Below are 22,459 nucleotides of genomic sequence, written 5' to 3'. Positions count from 1 at the left end.
AAGTAATAGGGAGTAGGTTGTGGAAGTCGAATTTGAAAAACTGTTAAAGCTTGTGGTGGAAAAGAAGGCCTCTGACCTGTTTATCACCACGGGTGTTCCTCCCTGCATTAAGGTGCATGGAAAGATCATGCCGGTAAATTCCGGACCGCTCAGTCCGGAACAGGCCAGGGCGATGGTGCACTCCATCATGGATGAGCATCAGCGCGAGGTTTTTGAAGAGAACAAAGAGCTTAACTTTGCGATCAGCTCCAAAGGCCTCGGCCGTTTCCGGGTCAGTGCGTTCTACCAGCGAAACCACGCCGGCATGGTGTTGCGTCGCATTGAGACGGTGATTCCCACCTTTGAAGACCTGAGCCTGCCGCCGATCCTCAAGGAACTGTCGATGACCAAGCGCGGCATCATCATCTTTGTGGGCGCGACCGGTACCGGTAAGTCCACCTCGTTGGCGTCGATGATTGGTTACCGAAACAACAACTCCAAAGGTCACATCATCTCCATTGAGGACCCGATTGAATTTGTTCACCAGCACCGCGGCTGCATCATCACCCAGCGTGAGGTGGGGGTGGATACCGAGTCCTTTGAAGTGGCGTTGAAAAACACACTGCGCCAGGCACCGGATGTGATTCTGATTGGTGAGATTCGCTCCCGTGAAACCATGGAGCACGCGGTGACCTTTGCGGAAACCGGTCACCTGGTGTTGGCTACCTTGCACGCCAACAACGCTAACCAGGCGCTGGATCGTATTCTGCACTTCTTCCCGGAAGACCGTCATCCGCAGTTGTGGATGGACCTGTCCCTGAACTTGAAGGCGATGGTGGCCCAACAGCTGATTCCGCTGGCCGATGGCAAGGGGCGTCGCGCGGCAATTGAAATTCTGATCAATACCCCGCTGGTCAGCGACCTGATTCGCAAGGGTGAGGTTCACAAGATCAAGGAAGTAATGACCAATTCCACTGAGCTGGGCATGCAGACCTTTGACCAGGCGCTGTATCGACTCTACGAAGAGGGATTGATTACTTACGAAGATGCACTGTCACACGCTGACTCGAAGAACGATCTGCGTTTGATGATCAAACTGCAGTCGGAAACCGACTCCAACTATCTATCCAACGCCGCAGACGACCTGAGTATGCAGGAAGACCGCGATTTGGATTCGTTCAAACGCTTCTAGGCGTTAGGGACTCTGTTCAGGCTGGTTTGCCGATCGAGTTATCGGTAAGCCAGCTTTCCAGAATTAACTGTGCGGCGATCGCATCCACCGGATTTTCCCGGTAGCTGTCTCGCTGGCCAGCAAGCGCTTTTGCCTCTCGAGTGCTGAGGCGCTCATCCACCATAGCCACCTGAACACCAAATCGACCGTGCAGACGCTTGGCAAACTTGCGCGCGCGGGCGGCAAATTCACTCTCGGTGTCGTCCATATTCAGGGGAAGTCCCACCAGAACCAGTTGTGGCTGCCACTCTTTCAGGAGCTTTTCTATTTCATCCCAGTTGGGAACACCGTCGCGGGCGCGCAGTTCGGTGAGAGCATTGGCGCTGCCGGTGACAGTCTGGCCGGTGGCGACGCCTATGCTGCGGGTACCGTAGTCAAAGGCTAAAAGGGTTTTTACCGTGGTAGTCATAGTAATTGTTCGATTTTGTTGGGTGGGGGCGGGATCGGTTGTGTTTCCAGACCGTCTGCGGCATGGATGTACTTGCAGCGTGTCTGGAAATACAACTGATCATGCCAACAGGTGAAATTCTAACTGAATTTGCCGAGAGGGTATCAGGCGTGGCCAGCCCCGCCGCTGAGGTGAATCAGGTCGATACCCAGTGTAGCGGCTGCTGCCTGGGTGCGTTTAGCAAACGGAGTGTGGAAGATGATCTCGGCATCGGCCGGAACCGTGAGCCAGGCATTGTCGGCTATCTCTTCCTCCAATTGGCCTGCTCCCCAACCCGCATAACCGAGCACCACCATGGCATCCTGAGGGCCGTTTCCGGCAGCGATATCAATCAGGATATCGCGGGAAGCGGTCAGGCTCACCTGGGGCGAAATCTTCATGGTGGATTCCCAGCGCTTCTCATTGGTGGCGTGCAGCACAAAGCCTCGTTCGGTGCTTACGGGGCCGCCGGACAGCAACGGCTGGGTACCAATCAGGCTATCTCCGTCTACTTCCAGTTGTTCGAAGACGCGGCTTAATGGGACATCCATAGGACGATTGATAATCAACCCCATAGAGCCATCCCGGCTGTGTTCACAGATGTAGATCAGCGAGTTGCTGAAATTGGGGTCTGCCAGGTTCGGCATGGCAATCAGGAAGTGATTGCGCAGGCTGCCTTGGTAGAGGGTTTCGTCAGTTTCGGTAGGAGTGCTCATACTCACTAGTATTGGGGTGCCACTGGGTGAATACAAGGCTGTCAGACGGCCGGTACTTTTGGCCATTGTCAACAGCCCTTAATGCTGGGTGTTGAGTGTATCGCCGCGCTCAAAGTGCCAGGTGCGAATGATCTCCAGTTTGTCCCAATCACGCAGTTCGGCAGGAAAGGTATCAAACGGGGCGGCTTGGCGAACAATTCGCACCGCCGCCTGATCAAGCACCTGCTGTCCGGAGCTTTGCAGAATCTCTACAGTCTCGACAGTGCCATCCGGCAACAGGGTGACAGCCAGGCGCAGTTCCCCGTATAGCTGGCGCCGCCGTGCCTCTTCCGGATAGTGGCTATTGCCAATCTCTTCGATGCGCTCTACCCAGTAACGCATGTAGTTGGCTTCTTCCGCAGAGCGGGTGCTGGCGGAAGTTAGCCTGTGTACACGAGGCATGCGGCTGTATTCCTGACGCTGTTGGTCGAGACGGGCTTGCAGACTTGCAAGCTCCTGGAGAGGCTGGTTGAGCTGGGTTTCTGCCTGTTGCCCTTCAACCTCCTGTTTCTGGTCACTGCGAGAGGAAGCGACGTCGCTGTCTGCGACAGTCGTGATGACTCTGTCGGTGGAGGCTTTTTGCTGTTGCGGGGTTGCTACTTGTACCGGGGCAGCCTGGCGTGTAGTTGGAGCGGGCATCTCGGCACTGCGATCGGTTGTGATTTCACTTTTTTCAGCCTGATCCCCGCTGCCTTGCTGATCCATTTGGGCCAAATAGTCGGCATCTTCAGGCTTTTGTTGGGACTTGTGCTGGGCCAGTGTTATTTCCAATGTGGGTGCTGGCGGCTGACGGTCTGCCAGGCTGAATCCGATGCCGAAAATCAGCAGGGCATGAAATGCTACCGCCAAAAACAGGCCAAACCCCAGCTGGTCGCTGGTATTGGAGTCCGGTACCTGTGTGAAATCGTCTGCCACTGTTATTTATCTCTTATCTCTGGTTGGGCTTGCCAGTTGCTCAGCAATAACATCCATCAGCTGACCGGCAATATCGTAACCGGTGGCGCGATCAATTTCCCGCACACAGGTAGGGCTGGTAACGTTAATTTCGGTGAGGTAATCGCCAATCACATCCAGTCCGACAAAGTAGAGGCCTTTCTCTTTCAGTGAGGGGCCAACCTGCTCGGCGATCCAGCGGTCGCGATCCGACAATGGTTGAACCACGCCGCTGCCTCCTGCGGCCAGGTTGCCGCGCAGTTCCCCTTTTTGCGGGATTCGCGCCAGGCAGTGATCGACGGGTTCGCCGTTGACCATCAGGATTCGTTTGTCGCCTTTGCTGATTTCCGGAATGTAGCTCTGAGCCATTATGGTGTCGCGACCATAGTTGGTGAGGGTTTCGATAATAACATTGATGTTGGAGTCGTCCCCGCGAACCCGGAAAATGGATGTGCCGCCCATGCCGTCAAGCGGCTTGTAGATGGTGTCCTGGTGCTGCTGGTGGAACGCTTTCAGGCGCGCTGGGTCGCTGCTCACCAGCGTGGCCGGGCAGCACTGCGGGAACTGGGTGGCAAATACTTTTTCGTTACAGTCGCGCAGGCTTTGTGGCTTGTTCACTACCAGCAAGCCTTCGCGCTCGGCGGCTTCGAGGATGTAAGTGGCGTATATGTATTCACTGTTGAACGGCGGGTCCAGGCGCATCATCAAGGTGTCGAGGCTGTTTAACGGTTTATCTTCGGGCTCGCCGAGCTCAAACCAGTTATCCGGGTCATTGTGTACCACCAGTGGCCTCATCCTGGCGATTGGCTTGGCATCGGCGAGTGCCAAATCGCTACGCTCCATGTACCATAGGGTCCAGCCGCGTTTTGCAGCGGCCAGCAGCATGGCCAGCGTTGTGTCCTTGTGAAATGAAATACTGTGGATCGGATCCATCACCACGCCGAGATGTGTCGTCATAACTGATACCTGCGTCACACTTTATGTGCATAAGTGTTCGTAATATTGCGCCATAAGCGCACACTGCGTTAAGGGCCTGCTAAATACTAATTGAATACTTGCTGTAGTAGCTAAAAAATTGCCTCAGCAGAAAATATTCATTCAGCCGGCCCAAACTTAAGAGGTGGCGGTCAACTTGGCAACCGGTTCTGGCGTACGCTGGCTGTAAAAATACCGAATTCGTGGAATTGGTCCCCTCTCACTCAGAAGTATCATGGCGCAATTGATATATCTGTGTTAAAAATGAGCCGGACATTTGACCACATAAATAATAAAACTCATGGGTGGTTTACATGATGGAAGAGAGTCGTTCAGACCTCAAAGTAATGGTAATTGATGACAGCAATACCATTCGCCGTACCGCAGAGACGCTGTTAGCCAAAGCAGGCTGTGAAGTTGTCACAGCTGTGGATGGCTTTGATTCCCTGGCTAAAATCGCCGACATCGAGCCGCATGTTATTTTCGTCGATATCATGATGCCTCGCCTTGATGGCTACCAGACCTGCGCCCTGATCAAGAACAACAGCAAGTTTCGCAACACACCTGTGATCATGCTTTCCAGCAAAGACGGCCTGTTTGATAAAGCCAAGGGTCGTATTGTTGGTGCTGACGACTACCTCACCAAGCCGTTCAGTAAAACAGAATTATTCGACGTTCTCGAACGTTACTCCCAGCCGGCTTCATCCGAATCTGTGGCTTAAAAACAACTATTAAAAATTGCATTTCATCAGGGGGATAAATGGCAAAAGTTCTCATCGTAGATGACTCTCCTACCGAAACTCATCAACTGGCAGCTATGTTGCAAAAGGGTGGGCATCAGGTGCTTTCGGCTGAGTCCGGTGAAAAGGGTATTGAGTTGGCTCTGGCTGAGCAGCCGGACGTGGTATTGATGGATATTGTGATGCCTGGACTCAATGGCTTTCAGGCAACCCGTCAATTGACCCGTACCCAGGAAACAAGTCATATACCAGTCATTATCGTCACCAGCAAGGATCAGGAAACCGATCGAGTGTGGGGTGCACGCCAGGGCGCTAAAGCCTATCTGGCCAAGCCCGTCACCGAAAAAACCCTGATCAAGGCAATTGACGAGGTGGTGGCGTCGTAGTGAGCGTGAGATCTTCTTCAGCGTTTCAAACGCTGGTAGCGCTCGATGAATACTGTCGTCAGGGCGGCGCCAGGCTGCCTGCACAGAAAGAAGCTATCCCGACAGTGTCGGTGATTTGCTTTGTTCTGGATAACACCCGGTACGCAGTGCCTTTCGCTGACGTTGTCGAATTGCTAGAGCCTCCTCCCTGCACGCGTCTTCCTCGAGTGCAGGATTGGGTTCGCGGCGTTGCCAATGTCCGCGGCCGACTACTTCCAATTATTGATCTCGCGGCGTACTGCGGCAGCAGCCTGACCTCTGCTCCAAAGCAGCAGCGTGTACTGGTGTTGGACAAGCACGGAATTTTTGTGGGCTTGCTGGTCGATGAAATCGTCGGTATGCGCCACTTTCCAGTGGATACCTTCGTGGAGGACGCTGGAACGGAAAAAATATTGTCGCCCTATCTCGAAGGGGGGTTCAGGGACGGCAATCGAGTTTGGGGATTGTTCCGGTTTGCACAATTGGCCGGAGATATGCGGTTTATGAATGTAACCGCCTAGGGTCACTGGCCCATTAGCAGGTTGTTGAAATTCGTTTTCGAGGTGGCTACTGCAAGGCAAAAATGGACGAAAAGAGGGAGTTTATTGTAATAAATGACCGATTTGAGTCCATTTTTAACGCGGCAGGAGCAACGCAGATAGAACTTCAACAATCTGCAAGATAACAAGAAAGTCATAGAGGCTTGGCAACGCGGTAGGATCAATCTGGAAGTCCGGGAAATGATTCCCGAATTTCTGTTTGTAGCAATCGAGCTTTACCTCGCATTCTTTTTTGTTAGAGATCCCTGTTCAACAGCAAGGCTAAGGTTTTAACAGCACAACTCGCACGGAGTACAACAAAATGATTACCGGTGCAAAAAAGGCCAAGTTCAGTGTCACACAGCTATTGCTGACCATCTTGTTGGTTGCAGCAATGGCGTTTGTGGCTTTTAACGTAATGCAGATAGTCGATAGTGCAGAGCGCGACCGGGAAAACAGAGACCGGGTATCGCAGCTCGACATTCTGTCGACGCAGTTGACGTCCCATGTGGATGATGCGACGTCAGGCAGTGACAAGGCCTTTGATGACCTCAAGCTCACCGTGGACAGCATGGACCAGAGCTGGAAAAGATTGAAAGCCAGTCTGCGCAATGATGATAATCTCGACAGCAGCAAGCTTTCCCTGATGGACAACTCCTGGGGGTTGGTACAGGAAAAAGCCAATACCATTTTGGCAGACAGGGAAACCATCCTCTATCTGAACCAGGTGGCTTCAACCCTGAACAATACTCTGCCTGAATTGCAGCAGGCTCACCTTGATGTGGTGGATATTCTGATTGAAGGTCGTTCACCGGGCGACCAGATTGCCCAGGCTGTTGAGCAGGCGTGGCGAGTGGAGCGCATCGGTCGTAACATCGATAAGATGCTGGCTGGTGGCAGCGATGCCGAAGCCGCCGCTGACCAGTTTAACCTCGATGCGAACAAGTTCGGTAAAGTGCTGGAAGGGATGCGCAACGGCGATGCGGTAATGGGGATTTCCCGAGTAGTTAACCGTCGTGCCCGCGAAAACCTCGACCTGATCAGTGAGCGCTTTCAGTTTGTAAGTAACGAAGTACAAGCTATTTTTGAAGCGACTCCGGCACTGTTCCGTGCTCGTCAGGCATCCGAAGTGATTGACGACGAATCCCTCACCCTCGATAACGAAATCACCGCGTTGGAAGGGATCATCAATGAGCTGCCGAAGCAGCGTCAGTTCACCGATCAGACTGCTTTGTTGGGTGGCGGTGCTGCACTGTTGATTCTGTTCCTGATGGGGGTTATCTCCTGGACAGCTACCCGCCGCAGCGCGAAAGACTCCAATGAAGCCAACGAGCGTAACCAGGGAGCACTGATTCGACTGCTGGATGAAATTGGCGGTCTTGCAGAAGGTGACCTGACTTCTGAAGCGACAGTAACCGAAGACTTCACCGGTGCTATTGCTGACTCCATCAACTACGCAATTGACCAGCTGCGGATTCTGGTTTCCCGAATTCAGGATACTGCCGAGAACGTGGCGGCGTCCGCTAACGAAACCCGTGCTACAGCACTGGAACTGTCTGATGCCTCTGAGCACCAGGCTCAGGAAATTATCGGTGCTTCTGCGGCCATTAACGAAATGGCGGTGACCATTGACCAGGTATCTACCAATGCTGCCGAATCGGCCGTGGTAGCGGAGCGCTCGGTATCCATCGCTAAAAAAGGTGGTGAGGTTGTACGTGACACCATCACCGGCATGGACACCATTCGCGAACAGATTCAGGACACCTCGAAACGAATCAAGCGACTGGGTGAATCCTCCCAGGAGATTGGTGACATCGTAAGCCTGATTAACGAGATTGCCGACCAGACCAACATTCTGGCATTGAACGCCGCGATTCAGGCGTCCATGGCCGGTGAAGCGGGCCGCGGTTTCGCGGTGGTTGCGGACGAGGTACAGGGGCTGGCTGAACGCTCTGCCTCGGCGACCAAGCAGATTGCCTCGCTGGTAAAAACCATTCAGACCGATACCAACGAAGCGGTAAGCTCGATGGAGTCCACCACCACCGAGGTAGTGAAGGGTGCGGAACTTGCCCACAACGCTGGTGTGGCACTGGAAGAGATCGAGAAGGTATCTGCCGACCTCGCGGAATTGATTCAGGATATCTCCACCGCCGCACGCCAGCAGGCCAAGACTGCCAGCCACGTGTCAGGCACCATGAACGTAATTCGGGAAATTTCCTCGCAAACCCTGTCCGGTACCACTGCCACTGCCCAGTCGGTTGGTGAGTTGGCCGAGATGGCGGTTGACATGCGTGAGTCGGTATCTGGCTTTAAGCTGCCAGAAGTGGCTGGTCATGAAGATGCTGTTGAGGAGCATGAAGAATTTGCAGAGCAGGATCATGGCACAGCAGGCTTCGATCCATATGGCCAGCTTCCGGTTCGTGAAAGCGATGAGGAAGAACACGGCCGCAATGCAGACGAATTGGTAATGATGGCTGAAGATATCGCTGACACTCTTTCGACCGATTCTTATGAAAGCGGGCGCAACAGCTCCGATGACATTGACCTGGATATCAGTGAAGACCAACTTTTGGTGGCTGATTTCGACCGGGAAGAGGATGAGTTATCGGTAGAAATCAGCGACGAAGAACGAGTTTCCTGACCGGAACGTAAATGTGTTGATGAGCCCAGTGGCGATGCGAACGCCAGCCGATTTGGATGAAAACGTGTACCAACTCTGGTGCCAGCGTTTTGAACGGCAAATTGGGGTTCGCATTGGTGATGATCGTCGGCTTGGAGTCTGTGGTCGAATTGTCGAACGCATGGCTGCCTGCGAAATGGATGCGGAAACGTATTTTAATTTTGCAACAGGCGATCATCCGGCGAGCATCTCAGAGTGGCAGCTTTTGACGGATGAGCTTGTGGTCAAGGAGACCCGGTTTTTTCGTCACCCGGAGTCAATCGACTTTGCGGTAGAGTGCTGGCGCCAACATCAACAGTCGGGGGGCGGTAGTTTTTCGGTGTGGAGTCTGGGGTGTGCAAGCGGTGAAGAGACTTATTCACTGGCGATGGCAATGAGCCAGGCTCACACAAATAGCGCTGTAAATTACGGGGTGTTTGGTGTTGATGTCAGCCGTGCCGCAATTGCTTCTGCACGGCGAGGTGAATACGACTCAACCAGGATGTCCCAACTTGAACCGGTTTTGCTGGATCACTGTTTTCAGAAAACCGGTGAAGGGCGTTACCAAATAAAACAAACAATAAAGCGCCGCACCTGCTTTATTCAGGCAAATTTGTTGGAAAATAATCAAAACAGCCTGTTCAGTAATGCGGACATAATCTTTTGCCAGAACCTGTTGCCCTACTTTAGACGTTGGCAGCGACAGGAACTGGTGAAACGACTGGCGAGCAGTCTGAAACCCGGAGGTCGCTTGATAGTAGGCCCCGGTGAATTGTCAGACTGGCGACCACCAGCATTAGAGCGGGACGGGGGGAAAACCGTGCAGGTTTACCGACGGCCTGGTGAGGAGTCGTAAGTGAGTATTGAAAGCGGAAATCTTCATGGCCTCGAGTGGCTGGTCGATGAGATCGAAGAATCTCTCAAGCAGGCCTTTGAAGCGCTCGATAGCTATCTCAAGGATCCGTCCGATGAGACCCAGATTCGGTTTTGTCAGACCCATATCCATCAGGTAAACGGTACCCTGAAAATTGCCGAGTGCCATGGTGCCATTCAGTTGGCCAACGAGATGGAAGATCTGGTTGAGGCGATCATTGCAGATAATATTGCCAATACCAGTGAGGCAAGTGAGGTACTGGTTCAGGCTATTCTCAAATTGCCAGCCTATATTCGGCAAATTGTTATGTGTGGCAGCGACCAGCCTGCCACGCTCATTGCCCTGATGAATGACCTGCGGGCGGTACGAGGAAAACAACTTCTGTCCGAAGGGTCGTTATTTAATCCTGAAATTCCACTAATAAAAGCCAGTGGCTCAGAGACACTTCTCGACAATACCGCGTTTGTGGAGTTGTTGAAAAAACTGCGCCAGATGTATCAGGTTGCACTGCTGGGACTGATTCGTAATACCGATCGTGATAAAAACATCGGTTACATCGAAAAAGTATTTCGTCGCCTGCAAGAGCTGGCCACTGGGAATCCCCAACAGCAACTTTGGCAAGTTGCCCTCGGTGTAATTGAAGGGGTCAGCAAAAACAGTATTTCACTGTCTTCCGGGATGAAATTCCTGCTCCGTTCCCTGGAGCGGGAGATACGCCAGCTGCAACAGGGTGGTGTTGAAGCCTTGAAGCAGCCGGTTGCCCCTGGCCTGCTAAAAAACCTGCTTTATTACATTGCGGCCAGTAACGCCAGCTCCCAGCGTATCGACTTTATTCGCAAAGCGTATCAGCTCGAAAATGCACTGCCGGAAGGCAGTATCAGGGGTGAGGGTAGCTTATCAGCCAACTTTGATCCCGGTGCTGTTAAGGCAATTGCCAATACTTTGCTTGAAGAACTGGGAGTTTCCAAGGAAGCGCTTACCGAGTACCAACACACCGGCAGCAGCAACCACGAGTTGATAGCGCGAACCAGGGAACTGGTTGCGCGAATGGCGGATACACTGGAATTTGTCGGCCTGGCCAAGATGGGGCAACAGCTTCGCGAACTGGCTGAAGAGCTGCAAAAAGCGTCTTCAAGTGAAACACCTCTGAATGACGAAGAGCTGGATCAAATTGCTACCCGACTGGTGGATTGCGAAACCTTGCTGAATGCCTGGGGCAATTCGGGAGGCCTGCAATCAGAGAGTGTCGACCAGTCAGAAATCGAACTTCAGCAAGCTCGCCAGACTCTGCTCAGGGAGATGCGCACCGGTCTGGAAAAAATCAAGGAAAACGTGGTCGAGTTTATCTCATCGCAGTGGGATCGCCATTTCCTGGAACAGACTCCGCAAATGCTCAAGGAAGTCCGTGGTGCCCTGATGATGATGGGAATGATGCGACCATCGGAGGTCATCGAAGCAGCAGGCGACTACATCGAAAATCACCTGCTGGATAGTATCGAAATTCCAGAGTGGCCAATGCTGGATTGCCTAGCCGATGTGATCACCAGTATCGAGTACTACCTGGAAGCGCATGACCAGAGTAATGACGAAGAAAAACACAATATTTTGGCCCAGGCCGAGCACGGTGCAAAAGTATTGCGCGGTGAATTGGCTCCAGCGGTAAACGAACAGAAATCAAAAGTCGATACCGCGCCTAAAGTCGAGCAGGTCGAAGAGGAGCGCGAGACGACCCCAGAGAGTGAACTTCCGACCTTCGATCTTGACGACGTAGACAGTCTGTCTCTGGACATCGATCTGAGTGCGTTTGACTCTGGGGCGGAAACGCCGAATGTCGAGTCGGTAGAAGCCGAAGCACCACCTTCTTATGAAGAACCGTTAACTTCTGTACCGGAGACGACAGCTACCGATACAGAGTGTCAGCAGCCTGAAAGTACTGAACAGTCGGCTACAGAAGAGCAAGAGTTTGATGAAGACTTCGACGAAGAAATTGTTGAAGTCTTCGTCGAAGAAGCCGCCGAAGTACTGGAAACTCTGCACGATCTGGTTCCCGTATGGCAGCTTGACCTGAATAACGAACGTACGCTCGCCGATATTCGCCGCAGTTACCACACCCTCAAGGGCAGTGGTCGAATGGTGAGCGCCAACCGCATTGGCGACTTTGCCTGGGCTGTGGAAGACATGCTCAACCGGGTAATTGATGGACGTGTGCCACTGGGCCCGGTGGTGGCCGAAGTGGTAGCTCGCTGCTCTGCGGTAATGCCGGAGCTTGTTGCAGCCTTTGAGCAACGCCGCCAGCCGGAAAATGCGGCGCTGGCTGCTGAGCTGCAAGGAGTCGCTGAAAGCATTGCCAGTGGTAGCACTTACGATATTGCCCAGCTTCCGACAGTTGATTTGGCCGATGAACCGGCAGAAGAGGAAGTTGAAGACAACCTGCTGGTGGTATTTGCCAAAGAGACTCAGCAGCATCTGGAGGCGATCTCCGAATTCCTGTCCTTGGCCCAGCAGTCTGCGCCTGATTATCCGGTGCCGACTGAACAGCTTCAGCGCGCTTTCCATACCCTTAAAGGCAGTGCTCATATGGCTGAGGTGGTTGACCTCGCCCAATTGCTGACGCCTTTGGAGCACCTGGTCAAGGAGTTCTTTAACTTCCAGCTGCCAGTGATTGAAGAACTGGTCAGTTTGTTGAACGACGTTGTAACCACGCTTTGCTCCTCTATTCCTGTATTGGAAAACTCCGAAAATCCAACGGTAGATGACCTGCAGGAGATGCTTGCTCGCATTGAGCAGATTCATCAGCAGTCGATTCAGCCGCTGCTTAGCGGAGCTCAGGCCGACGATCAAACTCCGCCTGCCGATCGTCGTACATTACAGGCCTTGATGAGTGGTGGTCTGCACAACCTGCTCGCTCTCGACGAGGCAATGAATTCCTGGCGTGAAACTGGCTTGCAGCCGCAATGGCAGACCCTTGCTGATGAATCGAAACAGTTACAGCAGGGCGCAGTGGAAGCGGGAGAAACTCCTCTTGCGGATCTCGCAGAGCGTTTGGCGATAACGTTCAATGTGGCAGCGGAACTTCAAACTGCGCAAACAGGCATCGTCGACGAGTTGTTGCCGGTCTTTGACCATCTGCTCGATATGATGGATACCGTCGCTGCCGAGCAAGCTCTGGCCAACCCAGGGCAGCAGATTGATGCACTGAACCAGCTCGTCGAAGCCATGCAGCAACAACCGGAAGAGGTTGTTGAGAATGATGAAGAGGAAGTCGAATCAGTTGATTTGGTAGTTGAGCCTGAAATCACAGATGCGCTTTCAATCTCTTTGGCTGCCAATACCGAGGTGGGTGGTCTGGACGACGAGCCACTTGTTCTGGAAGTGAGTGAGCAGGTTCCGGTATCTATTGAAAATACCGAACTGCTGTTTGCAGAGCCTGTTGGCCTCATGGACACAGACGAGATTGTTCCTGAGCTAGCCGAAGTGAGCCTCGAAACCGGCGAATTTATCCATTTGGAGCATGACGATCAGGAATTAACTGTTGAGTTTGACGAGCAACTGCTCGAATCTGTTCTGGAAGCCGAAGCCGAAGCCGAAGCCGAAGCCGAAGCCGAAGCCGAAGCCGAAGCCGAAGCCGAAGCCGAAGCCGAAGCCGAAGCCGAAGCCGAAGCCGAAGCCGAAGCCGAAGCCGAAGCCGAAGCCGAAGCCGAAGCCGAAGCCGAAGCCGAAGCCGAAGCCGAAGCCGAAGCCGAAGCCGAAGCCGAAGCCGAAGCCGAAGCCGAAGCCGAAGCCGAAGCCGAAGCCGAAGCCGAAGCCGAAGCCGAAGCCGAAGCCGAAGCCGAAGCCGAAGCCGAAGCCGAAGCCGAAGCCGAAGCCGAAGCCGAAGCCGAAGCCGAAGCCGAAGCCGAAGCCGAAAAGCCGGCACCGGAGCCGCTACTCAATGCGGCCAATGTACCGCAGCCCAGAGAGCAGAGCGCCGACAACGAAATTCTGGAAATTTTCCTCGAAGAAGCCGACGAGCTTCTGGAGAGTATCGACCAGTGCATTCAGGAATGGCAGAAAAAGCCGGACAGTGTCGCGTCTTGTGAAGAACTCAAACGCCATCTGCACACCTTTAAGGGTGGTGCCCGCATGGCCGACCAGGCCGATCTGGGTGAGGTCAGCCACGACTTTGAGACCTGGTTGATTGAAACAGACGGCGATGCTCACAACGACGCTTTCTTTGAAACGCTTCAGGCACGCCAGGACGAGCTACACCAAAAAACCCGCCAGCTGCGTGGTGACAAGCAGCCGGAAGAGGCGAAAGAGTCTGAGCAATCACAGTTGCCAGCTGAAGCTCCGGTGAAGAGCATTGTCTCCGGTGGTATGGCGCAACTGATTTCTGCGGCAAGAGGTGGACACGATAACGCCTCAAACCAGCCGCAGGAGATGGTCAAGGTTAATGCCACCCTGCTGGATGGCCTGGTGAATATGGCCGGTGAAACCTCCATTGCCCGTGGCCGTGTTGAACAACAGATTAGCGAATTCAGCTTTGCGCTGGATGAAATGAACACCACTATTCGCCGCCTTCAGGACCAGGTGCGTCGCCTGGGTATTGAGACCGAGGCGCAGGTGATGTTCCGCCGTGAGCAGATTGAGGCTTCCGATAACCGCGACGATTTTGACCCGCTGGAAATGGACCGTTACTCCAAATTGCAGCAGCTGTCTCGCTCGCTGATGGAGTCGGCGTCCGACTTGCAGGACCTGAAAGACACCCTCAACCTAAAATCGCGCGAAGCTGAATCACTGCTGATCCAGCAGGGTCGTATTAATACCGACCTGCAGGAAGGGTTGATGCGCTCACGTATGGTGCCGTTCAGCCGTCTGGTACCGCGCCTGCGTCGCATTGTTCGCCAGGTTTCTGCCGAGTTAGGTAAACAGGTTGACCTGCGCCTGATGAATGTAGAAGGCGAGATGGATCGTTCGGTACTGGAGAAAATATTGCCAGCGCTGGATCACATGCTGCGCAACGCAATTGACCACGGTATTGAATCTGTCGAACAGCGTCACGCTGCCGGCAAGCCGGATCAGGGAATTATCAGCCTCGACCTGAAGCGAGAGGGTGGCGATATCGTGATTCGCCTGGCGGATGACGGCCGCGGCCTGAATATCGACGCTATTCGCCAAAAAGCGATCAAAGTGGGGCTGATGGCCGAAGATGCTCAGCTCAGTGATCAGGAGGTCGTTCAGTTTATTCTCGAAGCTGGCTTCTCAACCTCTGAGAATGTGTCCCATATTTCCGGTCGCGGCGTCGGTATGGATGTGGTGAACGCCGAAGTGCGCCAGCTTGGCGGTGTGATTGCGATTCGCACCGAGCAGGGCGTCGGCACCGAATTCCAGGTGCGTCTGCCGTTTACCGTATCGGTGAACCGCGCCCTGATGATTGAAGTTGCGGATGATCTCTACGCCCTGCCGCTGACCTCCATCGACGGTGTGGTTCGTCTCACTCCATCAGAACTGGAACATTTTTATCGCAACCCGATGGCACGCTACAAATACGGTGCCTCGGAATACAGTGTTCGCAACCTGGGCTCTTTGCTCCACGCTGGCACGCCGCCGCGTATCAGTGCCGAAGAGGAATTGATTCCGCTGGTATTGGTTCGCTCAGAGCAGCAGTCCTATGCGGTGCAGGTAGATCGCCTGGTGGGCAGTAGCGAAATTGTGGTGAAGACCCTTGGCACCCAGTTCAGTGTGGTGCCCGGACTTTCCGGTGCTACCGTATTGGGTGATGGCCGCGTGGTGGTGATTCTCGACTTACTGGCGCTGCTGCGTACCCAGAAGCAGCTCAGTGGTGGCAAGGTTCAGTGGCTGGAGGATGCTTCTGCGGCTGACAGTCGAGTTACCGTACCGACCGTTATGGTGGTGGATGACTCGGTGACTGTGCGCAAGGTAACCAGCCGCTTCCTGGAGCGGGAAAACTTCAATGTGTTGACCGCAAAAGACGGTGCCGACGCAATGCGTCTGCTGCGCGACCACGATCCGGATGTAATGTTGCTGGATATCGAAATGCCAAGAATGGATGGCTTCGAAGTGGCCAGCCGACTGCGCTCCATGGCTCGTTTTGAGTCACTGCCAATTATCATGATCACGTCCAGAACCGGTGATAAGCACCGCGAACGGGCCCTGTCGCTGGGTGTAAACCATTACCTTGGTAAACCCTATCGCGAGGAAGATCTGTTGAAATCGATCAACGAACTGCTTAACCGCGAACCTGCAATGGTTGCGCAGGAGCTTGCTGAATGAACCAGATAACCAGTGTTCAACCTCGCCAGCTGGTCTCTTTTGTAGACAGCCTGATGGTGCCGATCAAGGAGGCGACACTGCTGTTGCCAGTATCCGCAGTATCGGAAGTGGTGGAAAAGTTACCGGTAAGTTCGGTTGAAAGTGACCATCAGTGGTACTTGGGGATGATTGAGTGGCGGGAGCAGGAGATTCCACTGGTGTGCTATGAAGCGCTGATCGGCGGAGAGCTGCAATCCCTAACCGAGAATGCCCGTATTGCTATTCTCAAAGCTTCCGGAGAAAAGCCCAAATTCGGCTTTTATGGCTTGGTTACACAAGGGTACCCACGAAGTGTGCGTATTACCCCAACCAGTGATTTTCGCCCCCAGGGCGATGAGGCCCTGGATGCGGGTGTGCTGATGTATGCAACTCTGGATGACAACGGTGTTGTGATGCCGGATCTGGCGTATATTGAAAAGCAGTTAAGTCAATAAAGCTCAACTCACTAACGACAGCTGTCATCCTGAGCGTAGCGAAGGATCTCTTACTGCTAAGCTTAGAGATCCTTCGTTTCACTCAGGATGACAAGAGTGCGATTCAGCGCTAATTCAATCCCGCCGCATACAGCCGGGGAAACTGCACAACATTTCAAAAATCAAGTTCGCTGCCAGCAGTGATGTATTGCCAGTGGTGTCGTAAGGTGGCGAAACTTCTACCAAGTCGGCTCCCACCATATTGAGTCCCCAGCAGCCGCGAATGATTTCAAGCCCCTGTGCGGTAGTCAGGCCGCCCGGCTCCGGGGTACCAGTGCCAGGAGCTACTGATGGGTCGAGTCCGTCGATATCAAAACTCAAATAGCAGGGTGTATCAGGACCGATACGCTCGCGCACTTCTGCCATAAGTGGTTCCAGTGACTTGTGCCAGCACTCTTCAGCCTGAACCACACGAACACCCTGCTCTCGTGACCAGTCAAAGTCCTCGGCGGAATAGCCCGTAGCGCGCAGACCGATCTGGGTCATCTTGTTGGCGTCCACCAGCCCCTCTTCAATGGCGCGTCGGAAAATAGTGCCGTGGGCAACCTTCTCGCCAAACATGGTGTCATTGATATCCGCGTGGGCATCCACATGAATCAGCGCCATCTTGCCGTGTTTTTTATGCAGGGCGCGCAAAATCGGTAAAGCAATGGTGTGATCGCCACCAAAAGAAACGGTTTTGCTGTTTTGGGCCATCACCCCGTCGTAGTACTTCTCGATCAACTCGACCGACTTCTCCAGGCTATACGGGTTAACCGCCACATCACCCAGGTCGGCTATCTGGAAACTGTCGAAGGGTGCTGCGCGAGTGTACATACCGTAAGGGCGAACCAATACAGATTCGGTGCGAATCTGGCGCGGTCCATAGCGGGTGCCGGAGCGGTTGCTGGTGCCAATATCCAGTGGTACCCCGATCAAAGCAATATCCAGGCCTTCGGCATTTGCCTGGATTGGCAGCCGGAACATAGAGGCAATGCCGCCAAATCGGGGCATTTCGTTGCCGCCTAGCGGCTGATTGAATTCGTTCGACATGATTTCAGACTACGCTTTTGAATAATGACTGCCACTATAAGAAGAGTTGGCGCTTTTGACCAATACCTTAATTGGTATAGCTGCAGGAGAAGAATAAATGTTCGGGATGATGATGGACTATCCACTGACCGTAACCGCGATCATGCGACATGCACAAAAGGTACACTGGAACCGGGAAATTGCTTCGGTGACGGTGGATAACCCAGGGCAGCATTACAGTTACGGGGTAGCGTTTAGGCGAGTGAACCAACTGGGCAATGCGCTGCGTGAATTGGGTGTGAAGAAGGGGGACCGAATCGGCACCCTGGCCTGGAACGATCACCGACACTTCGAACTCTACTTTGCTGTTGCCAGCATGGGTGCGGTGTGTCAGACCATCAACCCGAAACTGTTTCCAGAGCAGTTGGTGTATATCATCAATCATGCCGAAGATCAGTGGCTGTTTGTGGATCCTCTTTTGGTGCCGTTGGTGGAAAAACTGCAGCCACAGTTGCAAAAAGTGAAGGGCTATATTGTTCTCACCGACCAGGCGCATATGCCTGACAACACCCTGAATAAACCCTATTGCTACGAAACCCTGTTGGCTGAAGAGTCTATTCACTGCCGCTGGCCGGAGTTGGATGAAAGTGACGCTGCCGGACTCTGTTATACCTCGGGTACCACCGGTGACCCCAAGGGGGTGCTTTACAGCCATCGCAGTATGGTGCTGCATAGCATGATGGCAGCACTACCGGATGTCATGGGTATTGGTAGCCATACCGTATTGATGCCAATGGTACCGATGTTTCATGTAAACGCCTGGGGCTCTATTCATGCAGCAGCAATGACCGGCGCCAAGCTGGTACTTCCAGGCCCCAAAATGCTCGACGGCGAAACCCTGACCCGACTGATCAACCACCATAAGGTCAGCTATTCACTGGGGGTGCCCACTATCTGGAATGCCCTGATCGACTACCTTCAAAACAGCGGTGAGCGGATTGTTTCACTTAAATCAGTGGTAGTTGGTGGTGCTGCCTGCTCAGAGACGTTAATGACAGCACTTGAGAGTTACGGCGTTACGGTGCACCCCGGTTGGGGAATGACTGAAACCAGTCCCCTTGGCGTCTATAACTCCCCAATGCCTGGCAGTGAAGTATTGGAACCGGAGCAGCGGCGAAAGCAGCAATTGAAAGCAGGGCGCGCAATTTTTGGTGTCGAGTTAAAAATCGAGGATTCCGCAGGCAACGAGTTGCCCTGGGATGGAGTCAGTGCGGGTGAGCTGAAAGTACGTGGCCCCTGGGTAGCCAGTAGCTACTTCCGAATGGAAGGACTGGATGATCATTTTGAAAACGGCTGGTTTGATACCGGTGATGTCGCCACTATCGATAAACATGGCTACCTGTCCATCACCGACCGAAGCAAGGATATGATCAAATCAGGTGGTGAATGGATCAGCTCCATTGATCTTGAAAACTCGGCACTGGGCCACGAGGCGGTGGCAGAGGCAGCTGCCATTGGCATACATCACCCGCGCTGGGGCGAGCGACCGCTTCTGGTGGTGGTGCTTAAAGCTGGAGTAAAGGCGAACGGAAAAGATGTACTCGACTACCTTCGCGATAAAGTGGCTTCATGGCAGTTGCCGGATGCTTGTGAAATAGTGGAAGAGCTTCCCCATACCGCCACCGGGAAAGTCAGCAAGAAAACCCTGCGCCAGCAGTTTGCCGGTTATCAGCTGCCAGGCTAGAACGTCTTTGCGAGGAGTGAAACGACGAAGCAATCCAGTGACTTCAGCAATAATTAAAAGAGCTACTCCCTACCCACACAGGGTAGAGAATCGCAACGAATTAATTGCTATTTTTCGCATCTTTCATAATGGTGCATAAATCGACCAACAATCGAATGTACCCAGTGCCACCCAGAGTTCGGGAGATAATGATGGCAATCGCCTTACAAGATAACGCCCTGCTAAAAACAGAGGCTTACATTGATGGTAAATGGCAGGCAGCCGACAGCAGCCAGTTGTTTACTGTAACCAACCCGGCTACTGGAGAAACTCTGGCCAAAGTTGCCAAATGCGGTACTGCTGAAACCAGACGTGCTATTGAAGCGGCTAATCAGGCACAAAAAAACTGGCGCCAGCGCCCGGCAGCGGAGCGCGCCAATTTATTGCGTAACTGGTTCAACCTGATGATGCAACATCAGGACGACCTGGCTGCCATTCTTACAGCCGAACAGGGCAAGCCGCTGGCCGAAGCCAAAGGTGAAATTGCTTACGGTGCCAGCTACGTAGAGTGGTTTGCCGAAGAAGCCAAACGTATTTACGGTGACACCATTCCACATCCTTCCAACGACAAGCGTCTGGTGTGCATCAAGCAGCCGATTGGCGTAGTGGCGTGCATCACACCGTGGAATTTCCCCAACGCCATGCTCACCCGCAAGATTGCACCAGCGCTGGCAGCCGGTTGCACCGTAGTGTGTAAACCCGCCAATGCCACGCCACTGTCTGCATTTGCCATTGCCGAGCTTGCTGAGCGCGCTGGTATTCCTGCTGGCGTTATAAATATGGTGGCTGGTGCTACCCGCGAAATTGGCGACGAACTGACCGGCAATGCGTTGGTGCGCAAGCTCACCTTTACCGGCTCCACCCCAGTGGGTAAACACTTGGTAAAACAGTGCGCCGACACCATGAAGCGAACCTCCATGGAACTGGGTGGTAACGCGCCGTTTATTGTTTTTGACGACGCCGATATTGATGCGGCGGTGCAGGGAGTACTCGCCTCAAAATACCGTAACGCCGGGCAGACCTGTGTGTGCACCAACCGAGTGCTGGTGCAGGAAGGTATCTACGACAAATTCGCTACCAAGTTGACGGCGGCAGTTGAGAAGGCATTCAAAGTTGGCAATGGTACCGAGCAGGATGTGAATATCGGTCCGCTGATTGACCAGGGCGCTGCCGACAATGTTTGCGCTATGGTGGACGACGCCATTGCCAAGGGTGCAACCGTAACCACCGGCGGTCGCTCAAAACTGGGCGGCAGCTTTGTCGACCCGACCGTGCTTACCAATGTCAGCGACGATATGCGGGTATTCCGCGAAGAAATTTTTGGCCCGGTGGCACCGCTGTTTAAATTCAGCACCGAACAGGAAGCTATCGATATGGCCAACGACACCGAGTTTGGCCTCGCCTCCTATTTCTATTCCCGCGATATCGGCCGCATCTGGCGCGTCTCCGAAGGGCTGGAATACGGCATTGTCGGCGTCAACGAAGGTATTATTTCAAATGCTGCCGCTCCCTTTGGCGGAGTAAAAGAATCCGGCAACGGCCGAGAAGGTTCCAAATACGGTATCGAGGATTACCTCGAAATTAAATATATGTGCCTGGGTGGCATTGATAGGTAACGAGAGATGAGATATGGGAGATGAGAGACGAGTAGCTCCGTGGTTGTTTCGGAGTAACACGTCTCTCATCTCTTGTCTCCCATCTCCCGAACAAAGGAAACGAAAATGGCAACAAACGCAGAACTCCAGGCCCGCAAAGAGCAGGCCATCGCTCGCGGTCAGGGCAATTTGGCACAAGTGTATGTCGATCGAGCAGAAAACGCCGAACTCTGGGACGTGGAAGGCAAGCGCTATATCGATTTTGGTTCCGGCATTGCGGTAGTAAACACCGGTCACGGCCATCCGAAAGTAAAGGCGGCAGTTCAGGCTCAGCTGGAGAAGTTCAGCCACACCTGTGTAATGGTGACACCGTACGACAGCGCAGTAGAGTTGGCCGAACAGCTAAACGAACTGGCACCGGGTAATACTCCCAAGAAAACCATTTTTGTTTCTACAGGTGCCGAAGCGGTAGAGAACTGTATCAAGATTGCCCGCGCCCATACTGGCCGTCGCGGTGTTATTGCCTTTAACGGCGGCTTTCATGGTCGCACCATGATGGCGATGGGACTTACCGGTAAAGTCACACCCTACAAAAACCTGTTTGGACCATTTCCTGGTGAAATTTACCACGCGCCATTTCCAATTCCGTACCATGGTGTCAGCGAAAAAGACTCCCTCAAGGCGCTGAATAATTTATTCAAAGTGGATATTGAGCCGCGTGATGTCGCTGCCATTATTATCGAGCCGGTACAGGGTGAGGGCGGGTTTTATCCGGCATCAAACAGCTTTATGCAGGCGCTTCGCAAACTTTGCGACGAGCACGGCATTGTGCTGATCGCCGACGAAATTCAAACCGGCTTTGCCCGGACCGGCAAATTCTTCTGCTCTGAATACTCCGGTGTCGAACCCGATTTGATGACCTCAGCCAAAGGCATCGCCGGTGGTTTTCCGCTGGCCGCAGTAATTGGTAAAGCCGAAATTATGGACGCACCAATGCCGGGTGGCCTGGGTGGTACTTACGGCGGTTCCCCAATCGGTTGTGCGGCCGCACTGGCGGTAATCGAAACCATCAAGGAAGAAGGGCTGGTGGATCGTGCCAACCAGATCGGCGCACTGTTCGGACAGCGATTGGCGGCATTGCAGTCCCAGTATCCACAACTGATTGGCGACATTCGCGCCGAGCGCGGTGCCATGATCGCCATGGAACTGGTTAACAACGGTGACAGTGAGCAGCCCAATGCCGAACTGACCAAAGCGTTGGTTGGTAAAGCGATAGAAAAGGGCCTGGTGCTGCTTTCCTGCGGTTTTTATGGCAATGTGATTCGCTTCCTGCCAGCACTGACCATCAGCGATGCACTGATTAACGAAGGACTGGATATTATTGAGCAGTGTTTTGCTGAATTGAACAGATAGAGCTTATCGGGGTGGGAGTGACTTCTTGCTACTTGCCCTGCCCTGAAATGGTCCCTCTTGAAGTGCCTGTAATCTGCAGGCACTTCGTTGCAATTTATCCCCCATAACGTTGTTATCCGGCTCCTTAATACCAGAAATTGGGAATGGTAATTATTACCATTTGCGGTTTTTCTGTTTTTTAGGCGTCACGATGATTTATCTAGCTCACTCATCTACTGGATGATACTTCTCTTGCCACATACCAAGAAATTCAAACCATAGTAAACATTTGTGCTGCAAAGGCTCCTGTTTGTGGGGCGCGGTTGCCAATCCAAGATGTTTATTGGGGTGTTGTTCCGATTTGTTCTGGGTTGGAG

At 53.3% G+C, this 22,459-nt stretch carries 16 protein-coding genes; 11 read left to right on the top strand and 5 right to left on the bottom strand.

Annotation, left to right across the window (positions count from 1 at the left end; all coding sequences use genetic code 11):
* The first annotated feature begins 19 nt into the window (after window positions 1-19).
* Window positions 20-1,171: a PilT/PilU family type 4a pilus ATPase gene (locus tag QP938_12690; GenBank protein WIO74142.1), complete on the top strand. Its 1,152-nt coding sequence runs from the start codon at window positions 20-22 to the stop codon at window positions 1,169-1,171.
* Between the two features lie 16 nt (window positions 1,172-1,187).
* Here QP938_12690 and ruvX read toward each other — a convergent pair whose 3' ends face one another.
* The 4 genes from ruvX to gshB all read right to left on the bottom strand — a co-directional run bounded on the left by ruvX (window position 1,188) and on the right by gshB (window position 4,282).
* The gene (gene ruvX / locus QP938_12685) at window positions 1,188-1,619 is read right to left on the bottom strand and encodes a Holliday junction resolvase RuvX (protein WIO74141.1); all 432 of its coding nucleotides are present in this window, start codon (window positions 1,617-1,619) and stop codon (window positions 1,188-1,190) included.
* Window positions 1,620-1,762: 143 nt separating this feature from the next.
* The gene (locus tag QP938_12680) at window positions 1,763-2,353 is read right to left on the bottom strand and encodes a YqgE/AlgH family protein (protein ID WIO75668.1); all 591 of its coding nucleotides are present in this window, start codon (window positions 2,351-2,353) and stop codon (window positions 1,763-1,765) included.
* 78 nt (window positions 2,354-2,431) lie between these two features.
* The gene (locus QP938_12675) at window positions 2,432-3,307 is read right to left on the bottom strand and encodes an energy transducer TonB (GenBank protein ID WIO74140.1); all 876 of its coding nucleotides are present in this window, start codon (window positions 3,305-3,307) and stop codon (window positions 2,432-2,434) included.
* A gap of 6 nt (window positions 3,308-3,313) precedes the next feature.
* Window positions 3,314-4,282 (bottom strand): glutathione synthase, encoded by a 969-nt coding sequence (gshB, locus tag QP938_12670; protein ID WIO74139.1) that lies wholly within the window; start codon window positions 4,280-4,282, stop codon window positions 3,314-3,316.
* 335 nt (window positions 4,283-4,617) lie between these two features.
* On the opposite strand from gshB, the gene pilG reads away from it, so the two are divergent.
* The 7 genes from pilG (at window position 4,618) to QP938_12635 (ending at window position 16,262) form a co-directional block, all read left to right on the top strand.
* The gene (pilG, locus tag QP938_12665) at window positions 4,618-5,022 is read left to right on the top strand and encodes a twitching motility response regulator PilG (protein ID WIO75667.1); all 405 of its coding nucleotides are present in this window, start codon (window positions 4,618-4,620) and stop codon (window positions 5,020-5,022) included.
* A gap of 38 nt (window positions 5,023-5,060) precedes the next feature.
* Entirely contained in the window at window positions 5,061-5,426 is a 366-nt protein-coding gene (pilH, locus tag QP938_12660) for a twitching motility response regulator PilH (GenBank protein WIO74138.1), read from the top strand.
* Window positions 5,426-5,965 carry a chemotaxis protein CheW gene (locus tag QP938_12655; protein WIO74137.1) on the top strand — a complete coding sequence of 180 codons (540 nt, stop codon included), beginning with the start codon at window positions 5,426-5,428 and terminating at the stop codon, window positions 5,963-5,965. The genes pilH and QP938_12655 overlap by 1 nt, the downstream gene beginning before the upstream one ends.
* Before the next feature lie 340 nt (window positions 5,966-6,305).
* Window positions 6,306-8,624, top strand: a complete 2,319-nt coding sequence (locus tag QP938_12650; protein WIO74136.1) for a methyl-accepting chemotaxis protein — start codon at window positions 6,306-6,308, stop codon at window positions 8,622-8,624.
* A gap of 19 nt (window positions 8,625-8,643) precedes the next feature.
* Window positions 8,644-9,498 (top strand): protein-glutamate O-methyltransferase CheR, encoded by an 855-nt coding sequence (locus QP938_12645; GenBank protein WIO75666.1) that lies wholly within the window; start codon window positions 8,644-8,646, stop codon window positions 9,496-9,498.
* Complete coding sequence (locus QP938_12640) at window positions 9,499-15,789, top strand: response regulator (GenBank protein ID WIO74135.1); 6,291 nt, start codon at window positions 9,499-9,501, stop codon at window positions 15,787-15,789.
* Complete coding sequence (locus QP938_12635) at window positions 15,786-16,262, top strand: chemotaxis protein CheW (GenBank protein ID WIO74134.1); 477 nt, start codon at window positions 15,786-15,788, stop codon at window positions 16,260-16,262. The genes QP938_12640 and QP938_12635 overlap by 4 nt, the downstream gene beginning before the upstream one ends.
* Before the next feature lie 114 nt (window positions 16,263-16,376).
* Here the strand turns inward: QP938_12635 and speB are convergent, their stop codons facing one another.
* A complete protein-coding gene (gene speB, locus QP938_12630; protein WIO74133.1) occupies window positions 16,377-17,333 on the bottom strand; it encodes an agmatinase in 957 nt (318 codons plus the stop codon).
* Window positions 17,334-17,430: 97 nt separating this feature from the next.
* Here speB and QP938_12625 point away from each other — a divergent pair, with 97 nt between their 5' ends.
* The 3 genes from QP938_12625 (at window position 17,431) to gabT (ending at window position 22,103) form a co-directional block, all read left to right on the top strand.
* Window positions 17,431-19,056: a long-chain fatty acid--CoA ligase gene (locus QP938_12625; protein ID WIO74132.1), complete on the top strand. Its 1,626-nt coding sequence runs from the start codon at window positions 17,431-17,433 to the stop codon at window positions 19,054-19,056.
* A gap of 191 nt (window positions 19,057-19,247) precedes the next feature.
* Window positions 19,248-20,711 carry an NAD-dependent succinate-semialdehyde dehydrogenase gene (locus QP938_12620; protein WIO74131.1) on the top strand — a complete coding sequence of 488 codons (1,464 nt, stop codon included), beginning with the start codon at window positions 19,248-19,250 and terminating at the stop codon, window positions 20,709-20,711.
* A gap of 105 nt (window positions 20,712-20,816) precedes the next feature.
* Window positions 20,817-22,103: a 4-aminobutyrate--2-oxoglutarate transaminase gene (gabT, locus tag QP938_12615; protein WIO74130.1), complete on the top strand. Its 1,287-nt coding sequence runs from the start codon at window positions 20,817-20,819 to the stop codon at window positions 22,101-22,103.
* Window positions 22,104-22,459: the final 356 nt, after the last annotated feature.

The sequence above is a fragment of the Porticoccaceae bacterium LTM1 genome, from assembly GCA_030252795.1.
Taxonomy (GTDB): Bacteria; Pseudomonadota; Gammaproteobacteria; order Pseudomonadales; family Porticoccaceae; genus SCSIO-12696.
Note: the sequence above shows the minus strand (reverse complement) of the source record. Positions and strands in the feature narration are given on the sequence as shown.

What these genes read in the sequence shown, in the direction of transcription:
- ruvX (WIO74141.1), bottom strand. Translation starts at nt 1,619, where the DNA reads ATGACTACCACGGTAAAAACCCTTTTAGCCTTTGACTACGGTACCCGC.
- QP938_12680 (WIO75668.1), bottom strand. Translation starts at nt 2,353, where the DNA reads ATGAGCACTCCTACCGAAACTGACGAAACCCTCTACCAAGGCAGCCTG.
- gshB (WIO74139.1), bottom strand. Translation starts at nt 4,282, where the DNA reads ATGACGACACATCTCGGCGTGGTGATGGATCCGATCCACAGTATTTCA.
- pilG (WIO75667.1), top strand. Translation starts at nt 4,618, where the DNA reads ATGGAAGAGAGTCGTTCAGACCTCAAAGTAATGGTAATTGATGACAGC.
- pilH (WIO74138.1), top strand. Translation starts at nt 5,061, where the DNA reads ATGGCAAAAGTTCTCATCGTAGATGACTCTCCTACCGAAACTCATCAA.
- QP938_12650 (WIO74136.1), top strand. Translation starts at nt 6,306, where the DNA reads ATGATTACCGGTGCAAAAAAGGCCAAGTTCAGTGTCACACAGCTATTG.
- QP938_12645 (WIO75666.1), top strand. Translation starts at nt 8,644, where the DNA reads ATGAGCCCAGTGGCGATGCGAACGCCAGCCGATTTGGATGAAAACGTG.
- QP938_12635 (WIO74134.1), top strand. Translation starts at nt 15,786, where the DNA reads ATGAACCAGATAACCAGTGTTCAACCTCGCCAGCTGGTCTCTTTTGTA.
- speB (WIO74133.1), bottom strand. Translation starts at nt 17,333, where the DNA reads ATGTCGAACGAATTCAATCAGCCGCTAGGCGGCAACGAAATGCCCCGA.
- QP938_12625 (WIO74132.1), top strand. Translation starts at nt 17,431, where the DNA reads ATGTTCGGGATGATGATGGACTATCCACTGACCGTAACCGCGATCATG.
- QP938_12620 (WIO74131.1), top strand. Translation starts at nt 19,248, where the DNA reads ATGGCAATCGCCTTACAAGATAACGCCCTGCTAAAAACAGAGGCTTAC.
- gabT (WIO74130.1), top strand. Translation starts at nt 20,817, where the DNA reads ATGGCAACAAACGCAGAACTCCAGGCCCGCAAAGAGCAGGCCATCGCT.